Origin of the sequence: Actinophytocola sp., from assembly GCF_036555685.1 — a bacterium.
Taxonomy (GTDB): Bacteria; Actinomycetota; Actinomycetes; order Mycobacteriales; family Pseudonocardiaceae; genus Actinophytocola.
Genome location: NZ_DATBKY010000182.1, coordinates 1 through 13,076, shown reverse-complemented (window position 1 = coordinate 13,076; position 13,076 = coordinate 1). Strand labels below are relative to the sequence as shown.

General features: G+C 72.7%; 10 protein-coding genes and 1 pseudogene. 4 read left to right on the top strand and 7 right to left on the bottom strand.

The window, feature by feature from the left end:
• Nucleotides 1-17 precede the first annotated feature (17 nt).
• Together VH969_RS17525 and VH969_RS17520 are read left to right on the top strand one after the other, a co-directional pair.
• The gene (locus VH969_RS17525; protein WP_331975435.1) at nt 18-1,742 is read left to right on the top strand and encodes a PPE domain-containing protein; all 1,725 of its coding nucleotides are present in this window, start codon (nt 18-20) and stop codon (nt 1,740-1,742) included.
• Nucleotides 1,742-2,515 (top strand): ESX secretion-associated protein EspG, encoded by a 774-nt coding sequence (locus tag VH969_RS17520; RefSeq protein WP_331975433.1) that lies wholly within the window; start codon nt 1,742-1,744, stop codon nt 2,513-2,515. The genes VH969_RS17525 and VH969_RS17520 overlap by 1 nt, the downstream gene beginning before the upstream one ends.
• A gap of 4 nt (nt 2,516-2,519) precedes the next feature.
• Here the strand turns inward: VH969_RS17520 and phoU are convergent, their stop codons facing one another.
• The 6 genes from phoU to VH969_RS17490 all read right to left on the bottom strand — a co-directional run bounded on the left by phoU (nt 2,520) and on the right by VH969_RS17490 (nt 11,260).
• Entirely contained in the window at nt 2,520-3,185 is a 666-nt protein-coding gene (phoU, locus tag VH969_RS17515) for a phosphate signaling complex protein PhoU (protein WP_331975431.1), read from the bottom strand.
• A gap of 86 nt (nt 3,186-3,271) precedes the next feature.
• Nucleotides 3,272-6,931: an LCP family protein gene (locus tag VH969_RS17510; RefSeq protein WP_331975429.1), complete on the bottom strand. Its 3,660-nt coding sequence runs from the start codon at nt 6,929-6,931 to the stop codon at nt 3,272-3,274.
• Between the two features lie 260 nt (nt 6,932-7,191).
• The gene (locus VH969_RS17505; RefSeq protein WP_414638543.1) at nt 7,192-7,992 is read right to left on the bottom strand and encodes a GGDEF domain-containing protein; all 801 of its coding nucleotides are present in this window, start codon (nt 7,990-7,992) and stop codon (nt 7,192-7,194) included.
• A gap of 262 nt (nt 7,993-8,254) precedes the next feature.
• A complete protein-coding gene (locus tag VH969_RS17500) occupies nt 8,255-8,725 on the bottom strand; it encodes a protein kinase family protein (protein WP_331975427.1) in 471 nt (156 codons plus the stop codon).
• 70 nt (nt 8,726-8,795) lie between these two features.
• Nucleotides 8,796-9,929: a tRNA dihydrouridine synthase DusB gene (dusB, locus tag VH969_RS17495; protein ID WP_331975425.1), complete on the bottom strand. Its 1,134-nt coding sequence runs from the start codon at nt 9,927-9,929 to the stop codon at nt 8,796-8,798.
• Between the two features lie 92 nt (nt 9,930-10,021).
• The gene (locus VH969_RS17490) at nt 10,022-11,260 is read right to left on the bottom strand and encodes an MFS transporter (RefSeq protein ID WP_331975423.1); all 1,239 of its coding nucleotides are present in this window, start codon (nt 11,258-11,260) and stop codon (nt 10,022-10,024) included.
• A 42-nt stretch (nt 11,261-11,302) separates the two neighbouring features.
• Here VH969_RS17490 and VH969_RS17485 point away from each other — a divergent pair, with 42 nt between their 5' ends.
• Together VH969_RS17485 and VH969_RS17480 are read left to right on the top strand one after the other, a co-directional pair.
• Nucleotides 11,303-11,830 carry an ArsR/SmtB family transcription factor gene (locus VH969_RS17485; protein WP_331975421.1) on the top strand — a complete coding sequence of 176 codons (528 nt, stop codon included), beginning with the start codon at nt 11,303-11,305 and terminating at the stop codon, nt 11,828-11,830.
• Between the two features lie 94 nt (nt 11,831-11,924).
• A complete protein-coding gene (locus tag VH969_RS17480) occupies nt 11,925-12,443 on the top strand; it encodes a DUF6328 family protein (protein ID WP_331975419.1) in 519 nt (172 codons plus the stop codon).
• Here VH969_RS17480 and VH969_RS17475 read toward each other — a convergent pair.
• A pseudogene (locus tag VH969_RS17475) lies at nt 12,440-13,076 on the bottom strand (hypothetical protein); the annotation flags it as partial. The gene VH969_RS17480 and the pseudogene VH969_RS17475 sit on opposite strands and share 4 nt — an antisense overlap.

The following is a 13,076-nucleotide window of genomic DNA, read 5'->3' as shown; positions in this document are numbered from 1 at the left end:
GACGGGGAGCGATAGCGATGGCACGGCGACACCATCAGCCGAACACGGACGACGGCCGGTACGACCCGACCAAGGATCCGACGAGCGACTACTACATCGATCGCGGGGACACGTCCGACACCGGCCGGGAGGTCCGCCAGAACGCCGAGCACACCGCTGACCAGCAGGAGGAAGGCGACAACTGGCTCATCCAGTTCATCAACCGCTTCACCCGCGACGGCCGCGTCAACACCGCGTACAACCAGGAGCTCGACCAGCAGGCCCGGGACCTCGCCGCGGGCGTCAACACGCGCCAGCCACCCCCGATCGCGGCCGCCAACTACCTGGCGACTCCGCACCCGCAGCTCAAGCAGATGGTCACCGACGGCGTCGATCCGGGCACGGTCGGCCAGATGGGCGACGCGTGGATCGAGGCCGGCAACGCGATGACCCGCTTCCAGTCCGGCGTCGCCTCCGCGATCAACAACAGCGAGGCCGACTGGCAGGGCAGCGCCGGCAACGCCGCCCGCACGTTCATGGCCGACGTCGGCAACTGGGTGGGCAACGCGGGCCAGAGCGCGCAGCTCGCCGGCACGCAGACCAACATCTACGCCGCCTCGGTCGCCGAGGCCAAGCGCGCGATGCCCGAGCCGGTGGACTTCGACGTGGCCGCCGCCAACCGGGACCTGCAGGCCACGACGAACCCCGTCGACATGATGCGCAAGTACACGACATACATGGCGCAGTACCAGGCGCAGCAGGCCGCGCACGAGCAGGCCGCGCGGGTGCTCACGACGTACGACGGCAGCCTCGCCGGCGCCAGCACGATGCCCGCGTTCGCCAGCCCGCCGCAGATGTCGGGCGGCGGCGGCACGCTCGGCGCGATGGGCCAGGACAAGATCGGCGGCACCGCGGCCGGCCAGGGTCTCAACCCGAACGGCACCGGCACCGGTAGCGGCGGCACGGGAGGCGCCGGGGGCACCGGTGGGGGCTCCGGCTTCCAGGGCGCCCCGACCCTGCCCGGCGGGGGCGGCAACGGCGGTGGCTCCGGTGGCGGCTCGGGCGGTGGCTCGGGCGGCGGGACCACCGGCGGCGGCGACATCCCCGGGCTGCCCGGTGGTGGCGGTACCGGCACGGGCGGTGGGACCACCGACCCGAGCGGTGGTGGCTTCCCCGGCTTTCCCGGCGGCGGGAACGGCCCCGGTGGCACCGGCCCCGGCGGGACCGGACCCGGCGGCATCCCGCCGGGCGGCACGGGCCCCGGCGGGCCGAACTCCGGCCTGCCCGGCGGCGGGCCGTTCCCGGTCGGCCTGGGTGGCGGCGGTCCCGGCGGCAGCGACTTCGAGCGCGGTGGCGGCCGCTTCGGCCCCGGCGGCGGGCGCTTCGGGCCGGGCTTCGGCGGTCCGGGTGGCACCGGCTTCGGCTCCGGCGGCGGTTCCGGTAGCGGCTACGGCGGCTCGGGCGGTGGGTACGGCTCCGGTGGTTCCGGCGCGGGTGGCGCCGGCGCCGGCCGCGGCGGGCTCGGTTCCGGAAGCGGCATGGGTGCCGGTGGTGCGGCCGCGGCGGCCGAGGGTGCCGCGCTGCGTGGCGGCGTCGGCGGTGGCGCCGGACGTGGTGGCGCCGGCATGGGCGCGGTCCCCGGCGGGCGCGGCCAGGGCGACGAGGACGACGAGCACCAGCGGCCGTCGTTCCTGGTCGAGGGCGACCCGGACGCCGTGTTCGGCACCGACGAGATGACCGCGCCGCCCGTGATCGGCGAGTGATGGGCAGAACGTTCACGCTCTCGCTCGCCGCGGCGGACATCGTGGCGCAGTTCCTCGGCGTGAACCTTCGGCTCTTCCCGTTCGACATCCCGAGCGTCGGCCAGTTCCAGGAGGACCGGATCCGCATCGCCCGCGCGGTGTTCACCGACCTCGGCCGGCGCGGGCTGGCCGGCCCGGACGGCCTCGACCCCGACCTCGAGCGCGCGGTCCGCGCGGTGTCCGACTACGTCATCGCCGTCGCCGTGATGGGGACGGTCGAGAAGAACCGCGAGATCTACGCGCGAGCGTCGGCGACCGGCGAGACGGGCGTGCTCGCGGTGAAGGACGAGCAGAACCTGCGCTTCGAGCTGATCCGGCCGACCGCGCTGGCGTTGACGCTGGTCGGCCTGTTGCCGAAGGCGCAGGCGGGTCCCGGCCAGTCGGTCACGATCTCGAACCCCGGCGCGCCGCCGCGCGGGCAGGCCGACGAGGGCGAGAGCCTCTTCGCCGAGATCCACGCGCCGAGCGAGCAGCAGCTGCGCGCCGCGAGCGCGTACCTGCAGCGCCCGCGGACGGGGACGGGCTTCTTCGCGGTGTCCGGCCGCGACCGCCACGGCCGCGAGGTGCAGGCCGGCGGCCTGATGTGGTTCGACACGGACGCCGGCCGGTACCTGTCGCTGTCCCGCCCCGCGACCGAGGACGGCGCGGTCACGAGCACGTTCTCGCCCGCGGACACGATCCGCCTGACGCACTCGCTCGGCGAGATGATCGAGTCGGTGGCCCCGCGGCGCTGAGCGGTTAGACGACCTCGTCGTGGTCGGCGCCCGGCATGCGGCCGGTCACCACGAACACGACGCGCTTGGCGACCGACACCGCGTGGTCGGCGAAGCGCTCGTAGAAGCGGCCGAGCAGCGTCACGTCCACGGCCGAGGCCACGCCGTGCGGCCAGTCCTTGTCCATGATCACCGAGAACAGGTGCCGGTGGAGGTCGTCCATCTCGTCGTCGGCGCGCTCCAGCGAGCGGGCCTGCTGGATGTCCTTGCTGAGGATGACCTGCTCGGCCTCGCGGGCCAGCTCGACGGCCACGCGGCCCATCTCCGCGAAGTACGGGCGCACCTGCTCGGGCAGCACCGGCTGCGGGTGCCGCCGCCGGGCGGCCTTGGCCACGTGCAGGGCCAGGTCGCCCATCCGCTCGAGGCTCTCCGCGGCGTGGATCGCGGCCAGCACGCTGCGCAGGTCGGTCGCCACCGGCGCCTGCAGGGCCAGTAGCGCGTACGCGTGCTCCTCGCACGCCGACCTCGCCTCGTCCACCTTCTCGTCGTCGCCGATCACCTGTTCGGCCAGGCCGAGGTCGGCGTCGAGCAGGGACCGGGTGGCGAGCTCCATGGCCGTCGCGACCATCGAGCACATGCCGGAGAGCTCGTCGACGAGCTGACCGAGTTCGACTTGGTAGGCCTCACGCATGGCGACAGCCTACGGCCGCCGAAGCACCCGAAACGCAGCGCCGGATGAATCCCAGATGAACCCCAGAAAACGAAACGAGTACCAGGTCAGGCGCAGGAAACGTCCCCGCCGTTGACCGTGGACAGGCCGTTGGGCAGCTCTGAGGCAGGCTGGCCCTTGCCGGGCGCGACGACCTTGCCGTCGAAGCCCGGACCGATGATCAGCTGGATGGCGCCCGCCAGCGACGGGTCCTCGACCAGCTCCGCGTCGGGCACCGAGGACTGCAGCAGCCGCGCCTTCGCCTCGCTGCCCTTGGCGTACTTGATCACCGTGGACTTGACGTTCTCCGGCGCAGCGTCCACCCAGACGATCTGGTAGCCGAAGCCGGCGAGCTGGTCCGCGGTCGAGCCGGCGATGCCGCCGGTCGGGTTGCCGCCGTTCAGCACCTGCAGCTTGATCGACTTCGCCTCGACGGGCGCGCTCTGCTGCAGCAACTTCAGGCCTTTGCGGACCTGCTGCGTCCCGCCGGTCTCCCCGGGTAGCGGGGTGTCCTCGCGGATCGCGCGGAAGAGCGACTTGGTGTCCTCGGTGCGCAGGTCCTCGTTGCCGCGCTCGTTCGCCTCGCCGACGGTCGGCACGGTGATGAACGTGACCCGCCCGGCCGCGATGCCCTGCAACGACTGGCCGAGCGTGATCATCTGGTCGATGCCGATGTTGTCGCCGAACGTGGACTTCGAGAACGCGTCCACGAAGTTCGTGAGCTTGCCCGGGTCGAGCAGCACCTCGCTCGACATCGCCTTGCGCAGCAACGAGGACAGGAACCGCTGCTGGCGCTGGATCCGGCCGTAGTCCGATGTCACGTCGCCCTGGACGTGGCGGGCGCGCACGAAGTTGAGCGCCTCGTCGCCGCTCAGCGTCACGTTCTTGCCGGCCTGCGGGACGATGGTGCCGAGCACGTCGTCCTTGAGCGGCCGCTCCACGCACACGTCCACGCCGCGCACCGCGTCGACCATGCCCTTGAAGCCGTGGAAGTCGATGCCGACGAAGTGGTTGATCATCAGGCCGGACAGCTGCTGGACCAGCTTGGTCACGCACTTCGGGCCGCCGACCTGGTAGGCGGTGTTGAGCTTGACCTGGTCCGCGGCCGGCTTCTTCTCGCCGGTGTAGTCGCCGGACTTGGGGTCCCAGCCCTCGCAGTCGGGCCGGGTGACCTCCAGGTCGCGCGGGAAGGACACGACCACGGCGCGCTCCCGGTCGGCGGGGATGTGCGCGATCATCACGGTGTCCGACCGGGCGCCGGCGATGTCCTTCTCGTCGCCGACACCGTCCTCGGCCTCGGCGCCCGCCCGGGTGTCCGAGCCGACGAGCAGGAAGTTCTCGTCGCCGCGCTGCTTGGCGGCGTCCTGGATGGCGGAGGAGTTCGGGTCGAGCGCGTCGACCTGCTTCGAGCTCGCGTCCACCCAGCTCTTGAAGCCCCACGCGATGCCGGTCGCGATGAACACGAGGATCGCGGCGGTCGCGGCGGCCACGCGGATGGCCATCGTGGACCGGTTCTGCCGGCGGGACTTCTTCTCCTGCAGGCGGGTCGCGTTCTCCGGCAGCAGCTCGGCGAGCTCGTCCGGCTCCTCCTGCCGCTGCCGGGCCTGCTGAGCCTGCTGGGCCTCTTTCTGCGCCTGCTTCTGCGCCTGCTTCTGCGGGGCGGAGAGGGTCTGCTGGGCGACCAGCTCGTCGAGCTGGTCCATCTCGTCGTCCTCGTGCCGCCACGGCATGAACTTGCGGCGCTTGGCCTTGCGCTCGCGCTCCTCGGCCTGGATCTCGTCGTGGACCGCGGAGAAGCGGGCGAGCGTGTGGTCGATGCCGCGGCGCTTCTGGACCTCCTCGCCGATGGCCTCCATCTCGGTGGTCATCGAGATCGCGTCGGCGGGGTTGCGCGGGGGCGGCAGCGGCACCTTGCCACCGGGCTCGCCGGGACGCTGGCGCTTGCCGTCCTCGACGCCGGCGCGGGCCGCGGGCAGCGGCGGGCCGTCGTTGGCCGCGGGGTCACCGGGCGGCGGCGCGGCGGGGTCGCGCGGGATGGGGCCGGACGGGTGCGGCGGCGGGGGTACGGGGTGGTGACCGGACTGCTGGCCGGGTCCGAACCCGCCTTCGGGAATGGGCCGGCGGCCGGTGCCCTGCCCGGGTCCGGGCTGCACCGGGCGGCCACCGGACTGCTGGCCGGGGCCGGGCGCCAGCGGGCGCCCGGCGGACGGGCCGGGGCCCGGAATCGGGTAGCCGCCGGTGGACTGTCCGGGGCCGGGGAGGACCGGGCGGGGACCGGAGCCGCTGGGCGGCACCCTGCCCTGCCCGGGGACGACCGGACCGGGTCGCGGGCCGGACTGCTGCCCGGGCCCGAACCCGCCTTCGGGCATCGGTCGGCGGCCGGTGCCCTGGCCGGGCCCGAAACCGCCGATGCCTTCGTCGGGCCGGCCACCGGGACCACCTGGGCCGAAGCCGTTGTCGGGGCCGAAGCCCTCGTCGGGTCGGCCACCCGGACCGAAGCCTTCGGCGGGCCGTCCGCCCGCGCGGAAGCCGTCGTCCGCACCGCCGGGACCAAATCCCTGGTCCGGTCCACCCGGGCCGAAGCCACCCGGCCGTCCGCCGGCACCGAAGTCGTTGTCGGGACCGCCGGGACCGAAGCCGCGGTCCAGCCCGCCCGGGCCGAACTTGTCGCGCCCGCGGCCGCCGCCGTAGCCACCGTCGGCCGCGCCGAGACCGTTGTCCGCGGGGCGATAGCCACCGTCGGCAGGGCCGCCGGGACCGTAACCGCCATCTGCGGGACCGCTGGGACCGAAGCCGTCGTCCGCGCCGCCGGGGCCGAAACCGTTGGCCGGTCCGCCCGGGCCGTGGCCGCCGTGGCCGTTGTCGCCCGGGCCGAAACCGTCCGCGCCGAAACCGGAGCCGTACCCGCCATCGGCCGGGCCGCCGGGACCGTAGCCGTCGTCCGCGCCGCCGGGTTGGTAGCTACCATTCGCGGAACCGCCGGGGCCGTAGCCGTTGTCGGCCGGGCCGGCGGGGCGATAGCCGCCATCCGCCGGGCCGGCGGGACCGTAGCCGTTGTCGGCCGGCCCGCCGGGGCCGAAACCGTTGTCCGCGGGGCCGTAGCCGTTGTCGGAACCACCGGGGCCGAAGCCGCCGCTCTGTGCCGAGCCACGCGGGGCCGGGCCGAAGTCGTCGGGGTCGTATCCGGCGGAGCCGTACCCGTTGTCGGCGTGGTGTCCGGGGCCGTTCGGCGTCACCCGGCGTCCCGGCGACGGTAATGCGTGGCCGCTCGGCGACTGACCGTGCACGGGGTAGCCACCGGACCGCTGGCCGGGCGCCGGGCGCCCGTACCCCTCCTCGTCATGTTGGTAGCCGTGCGCGCGGCGGCCGCCGGTCTGGCCCGAGGCGGGCGGCACGCGGCGGCCCGGAGTGTCCGCCTGCTGGCCCGAGCCCTCCGGCTGACCGCCCTCGCCCGACCGCCGACCGCGGCCCGGCTGGCCCTCGACGGGGCGGCTGTGGCCCCGCCGTCCCGGGGCGCCCGGGTTGACCGGCGACAGGTCGTGCCGGGACGTGCCGTGGCGCTGGACGAGATCGGCGACGCTCAGGCCACCGGGGCCGTCCTCCATCGAGCGGCGGCGCCGTCGCGGTTTCTCGGCCGGCTCCTCCGCGGCACGCCGATGGCGCCGGCCATAGCCGTTCGGATCATGGGCGGAGGAGTGGGTGCCGCCTGGCCGCTCGTCGTCAGGCACCCCATCTCCCTTCCGCTCGCGCCAACCTGTGCAACAGCACTGTTCGTGCCGCTTTCTTAATCAAGACGTTGTAGACGGCCGGAGTGTCGCCGACTCACCGTGTCGTTCTGGGCCCAGATAGTACGGATGGATGGCACCCGTGACGACTGCAGATCCGTTTTCAGCCACTTTCAGTGCGCGTTTGGCGGTCTCCTGCTAGCCCGATTGGGCTAGCGAGCGCCCTAGATCAAACGTTATCTAACTGCCGCTGAGAGTTTTCGTCAGCGTGGCCGACGGACCGGCGCGCCGGAGAGTCGAACCTCGCCGCCCACACGGTATGCGACGGCGTTCCGGCCCGACTGCTTGGCCGTGTAGAGCAGCCCGTCGGCACTGCGCAGCTGCTGCTCGGGGTTGACGGGAGTGCGGCCGTCGGCCGGCGGCTGGTGTGCCACTCCGATGCTGACCGTCACACGCAGGCCGATGACGATCGACGACCACGGGAACTGCTCGATGCGCGCCCGGGCCGCCTCGGCCGTCGCGGTCGCGGTGACGCCGTCGACACCGGGCAGCATCAGCACGAACTCCTCCCCGCCGTACCGGGCGCAGAAGCCGCCGTCGGGCAGGCCGACCTGCAGCAGCTCCACTACCTGCTGCAGCACGCGGTCGCCGACGAGGTGGCCGTAGGTGTCGTTGACGCTCTTGAACCAGTCCAGATCGACCAGCGCGACGGCCAGACCTCCGGACGGGATGCCGCCCTGCAGCTCGACGACCTCGAGCAGGCGCTCGTCGAGGTAGCGGCGGTTGTAGCTGGCGGTCAGCGCGTCGCGGATGCTCTGCTCGCGCGCCTCGGCGTTCTCGCGGCGCAGGCGGTCGACCTCCAGGCGGAACTGCTGGGGCACCTGCGGCTGCTGGACCCGGTCCGTGGCGAGCTCGAGGGCGTACCTCAGGTGCTCGTAGGCCTGCTTGTACTCACCGCGGGAGGCCAGCAGGTCGGCGACCGACTTGTACAGCTCGATGAGGCTCGTGGCGTCCTCGGACTCCACGCGGCCGGCGTTCTCGAAGTGCCGGACCGGGTTCTGGATCGGCACCGTCGGCTCGTTGATCCGCCGGTCGCGCCAGGCCGCGTCCTGAGATGCGGCGTTCCGCCGGGCCGGGTCGAGTACCGCCACCGCGCTCACCTCCCTACCTAGGACTCTTCGTCCCGGCGGTGACCCGCCTTGAGGCTTGGGCGAAGTGGATTCCGATTTCCCCCTAGTGGTGGAACCGGCACTGCTCCATACCAGTGACCTTGCCCGCACGGCACGCTTGCGGAACGCGATGACGATCAGTTCGCCGGGGCGCCGGTCACCCCGTGGGGCACGGCGAGAAGCCGTACGCCTTACCCTCCAGCACGACCACGCGCTGCGAGCCGATCTGCTCGCCGAGCAAGGCACCCTGCTGGCGCACGCTGACCGACACCCCGAGCACGTAGATGGTGCCGCGCGGCGGTTCCGCCGAATGGGACTCCGGCGGCACCCAGCCCGGATCCTCCCGGAACGTCGACATCGCCGGATCGATGTGCAGGACCAGATCGCCCAGATCGCACAGCCTGTCCGTGTAGTCCGGATGTTGTGTGCGGCGCAGGAAGTCGCGTTGCATCGACGTGCCCTCGTCGCCCGACTCGTTCAGGTCCTTGAAGTACTGCTTGACCAGATCACGGTCGTTGCCCGAGGAGGCCGCGGTCACCGGCGCCGGGGTGCCGTCGATCCGCGTGCTGCAACCGGTCAGCAGCAGGCCGAGGGCGGCCGCCACGAGGAACCGGTGCGTGCGTCGCATGCTCTCCCCCGAGCTCGTTGTCCTGCTTGCAGGTTAACCGCTGCCGCATACGGCGCGGGCCGGATCGGGGTCAGCCACCGGAGTGCATGAGGTCCGCGCCGAACGGGACGCTCGGGTCCTCCGGGTCGTCGAGCCAGCCGTAGGGCAGCGTGACCTTGCCCGGGGAGCCCTGGCGGCCGCGCGGACCCTCGGCCGCCTCGGGAAACGGTGCCGTCTGGTCCAGCTGGGACAGCAGATCGTCCAGTTCGGACAGTGAGGTGATCATCGCCAGTCGGCGGCGGAGGCCGGAGCCGACCGGGAAGCCCATGAAGTACCACGCCATGTGCTTGCGCAGGTCACGGATGGCCTTCTCGGCGCCGTCGTGCTCGACCAGCAGCTCCGCGTGGCGCCGCAGCACCTTCGCGACCTCGCCGAGGTTCGGCCCCGGCGGGACCGGCTCGCCGGCGAACGCGGCCTGCAGCTCGCCGAAGAGCCACGGCCGGCCGAGGCACCCACGACCGACCACGACGCCGTCGCAGGACGTCTTCGCCATCATCGCGAGCGCGTCCGCCGCGGTGAAGATGTCGCCGTTGCCCAGCACGGGGATCGTCGTCACCGCTTCCTTGAGGCGGGCGATGTGGGTCCAGTCGGCCTGTCCGGAGTACCGCTGCGCGGCGGTCCGCGCGTGCAACGCCACCGCCGCGGCGCCCTCGGCCTCGGCGATGCGGCCGGCGTCGAGGTACGTGTGGTGCCCGTCGTCGATGCCCACGCGGAACTTCGCGGTCACCGGCACGCCGTGCGGGGAAGCGGCGTCCACGCACGCGGCGATGATGTTCGCGAACAGCCGCCGCTTGTACGGCAGCGCCGCGCCACCACCCCGGCGGGTCACCTTCGCGACCGGGCAGCCCCAGTTGGTGTCGATGTGGTCCGCCAGGCCTTCGCCGATGATGATCTTCACGGCCTCGCGCATGGTGGCCGGGTCGACGCCGTAGAGCTGCATCGACCGGGGCGACTCGCCCTCGTCGAAGGCCATCATGTGGCGCGTCTTCGGGTCCCGCTCCACCACCGCGCGGGCGGTGATCATCTCACAGACGTACAGGCCGGCGCCGTACTCGCGGCACAGCCGGCGGAACGCCACGTTCGTGATCCCCGCCATCGGCGCGAGCACCACCGGCGGGTCGACCTCGTACGGGCCGATCCGCAGCGGTGTCCCGGCAGACTGCATTCACCCATTGTGTCCGGTGGCCGTGCGCAGCTCCATGCCGGCCGGTGCGCGCCCGGCTGTGGCACTGGCGGCGGCACGTGCCGGCGGCCAGCTCAGGTGCCATGCTCGAGACCCTGCCGCGGGGATCCGACGGAGTCGGCGAAGTCGCGGATGTGGCGCAGCGGCGAGAACACGACCCACGCGGCCGCGAGGCAGCCGCCAACCCCGGCGACGAACAGCGTCTCGCGCACGCCGATCCACGTCGCGAGCCCGCCGCCGAGCACCGCGCCGACCGGCGCCGTCGCCCAGATCATGAACTCCATGGTCGCGTTCACCCGGCCCAGCAGCTCCGGCGGGCAGACGAGCTGCCGGCACGTCATCTCCGTGACGCCCACCAGCACGATGCCGAGGCTCGCCAGGAACGTGCTCACCACGAACCACGCGAGCCCCCAGCCCGTCGTCGTGAAGCCCTGGATCACGTACGCCGGCCCGAGCCAGAGGACCGCCGCCAGCATCACCCGCGCCTGGCCGAACCGCGCGGTCAGCCGCCCGGCGGTCGTGGCCGCGAGCAGCGCGCCGATCAGCCCGATCGTGCTCAGCACGCCGATCGCCCACGCCGAGAGCCCGAGCGTGCGCGCCAGGAAGACGATCGTCACCGCACCGTTCGCGGACTGCCACAGCACGAACGTCCCCGTGTGGCCAGCGATCGCGCGCAGCACCGGCTGGTGCGCGACGAACCGCACGCCGTCCGCGATCTCCCGCCGCAGGTGCCGGTCCGGCCGGCGCTCGACGGGTGGCTCGCGGTGGCGCACCGACCGGATCCACAGACCCGACCACAGGTAGCTCAGCGCGTCGATGGCGAACACGAGCGGTGCGGTCAGCAGCTGCACGAGGAACCCGCCCGCCGACGCCCCCGCCAGCGCCGCCACCGACGTGTTCGCCGACAGCTTCGCGTTGGCCGACATCAGCTCCTCGGGCGGCAGCAGGCGCGGCAGGTACGACTGGTGCGCGACGGTGAACCAGATCGACAGCGTGCCGAGCACGAACATGACCAGGTACAGATGGCCGAGCGTCAGCGAGCCCAGCAACGTGGCGAGGGGGATCGTCGACAGCACCGCGAACCGGCCGAAGTCGGTGACCAGCAGGACCGGCCGGCACCGCAGCCGGTCGATCCACGCGCCGGCCACGAGCCCGAACAGCAACGCCCCCAGCGACTCGGACGCCGACACCAGCGACACCTCGAACGCGGACGCGTGCAACGCCAGCACCGCGACCAGCGGCGCGGCGAGGAACGTCATCCGGGTCCCCAGCTGGCTTATCGCGTCCGCGAGCCATACCCGACGGAAGTCCACCACCACACCCTAGCAATCACTAGGTGGTGAAATAATCCACCGGTGACCAAGGTCGACCCGGTGCTGCGCGCGCTCGGCCACCCCACCCGGCTGCGCATGCTGACGATGATGTGGAGCGGCCCGATGTCGGCCGCCGGCCTCGCCGCCGAGCTCGGCATCTCGCACGGCCTCGCGAGCCAGCACCTGCGCACGCTCCACCGGGCCGGGCTCGTCGTGCTCGACGAGGTCCGGCCGAAGCGCGGTGGGCGGGAACGGCTCTACCGCGCGGTCAAGGGCACTCCGCTCTCCGACCAGAAGGACGCGCAGCCGCTGCTCGTCGAGGCGATGATCTCCAACCTCCGGTACCGGCTCACCGCCTGGCGGCCCGGCGAGACCGGCGCCGTCACCGAGGGCGACCTCTGGCTGACCCCGCGGCAGTGGGCCGACGCCCGCACGCGGCTGCTCGAGTTGTCCGCCGAGATGCACGAGCAGGCGCGGCCGCCGCACACCCCCGGCACCGTCCAGGTCAGCGTCACGCTGCTGGCGTTCGAGATGCTCGGGCGGGGTCCCGAAGGCCCGGCCGCACACTGACCACGGTTCGGCATGCTTGATCGTCCTGTTTGGACAATAGGGACAACCGAGCCCGTCGACGCGTTAGCTGTGGCATGGCGGGTACTCCCGCGGGATGGCTGGTCAGATCGAGGACACCGCCGCGACGCGGGAGGAGTCCGACAACGAGCGGCTGACGCGCAACATCAGCGAACTGCTGCAGGAACTGCGGGTGGCCCAGGCCGGCGTGCAGTTCCTGTTCGGCTTCCTGCTCGCGGTCGCGTTCACCGAGCCCTACTCCCGGACGACGGCGTTCCAGCACGTCGTACACCTCATCGCCGTGCTGAGCGCGACGGTGGCCGTCGCGCTGCTGAGCGCGCCCGCGGCGTGGCACCGGCTGCTGTTCCGGCAGGGCGAGCGGCCGATGATCATCGAGTGGGCGAACAAGTTCGCGATCGCCGGCATGGCGTTTCTCGCGGTGTCGATGACGTTCACGGTCCTGCTGCTGACCAGCCAGGTGCTGGGCGCAGCGGGCGGCGTGCTGATCGCCGCGTTCGCCGCGGCCCTGTTCGTCACGCTGTGGTTCGTGCTGCCGGGACGCCGGCGGTGGCGCAACAACTCCGACCCCACCAGCGTCGCGGATCCCGATGCCTAGCTGAGCTCGTGGTACCACTCGCCGAGCGCGTCGCGGTCGACGTCCGGAGCGTCCTCGAGGTTGTCGAACAGGCCGGCGCCCTCGTCGGTGTCCTCGTCGGTGTCGTCGGTGCCTTCGGTTTCGTCGTCGGGGCGCGGGTCGTAGCCGCCGGTCGGGTCCGTGGACTCGCCCTCGTCGGCGCCTTGGGTGTCGTCCGAGCCGTCCGCTGAGCCGTCTTCCGATTCCGGGTCGTCCGAGCCCATGCCGGGAATCTCCGGGCCGTCCTGGCTGGAGGTCGGGGAGGCGCCGCCTTCGTCGCCGCCCTCGCCGTAGGGCTCGTAGTCGCTGCCGGAGCCGGCATCCGTGTTGCCGCCGGTGTCCTCCGGGCCGGGTTCGGGCTGCGGTTGCGGGGTGGGCTGCGGCTGGGGCTGCGGCTGCGAGGAGGCGTCCGGGCTGGTGCCGCGGCCCTCCTCGTTCCACGTGCCCATGCCGGTCGGGTCGGAGTACTCGGCTTCGGCCTTGCCGTCGTCGTCGAGGTCGAGCACCGCGGTGTCGGCGATGCCGTCCCCGTCGGAGTCCCACATGACGTCGTCGACGCGGCCGTCGCCGTCGAAGTCGAGAGCCACGCCGTCCGCGGTGCCGTCCCCGTCGACG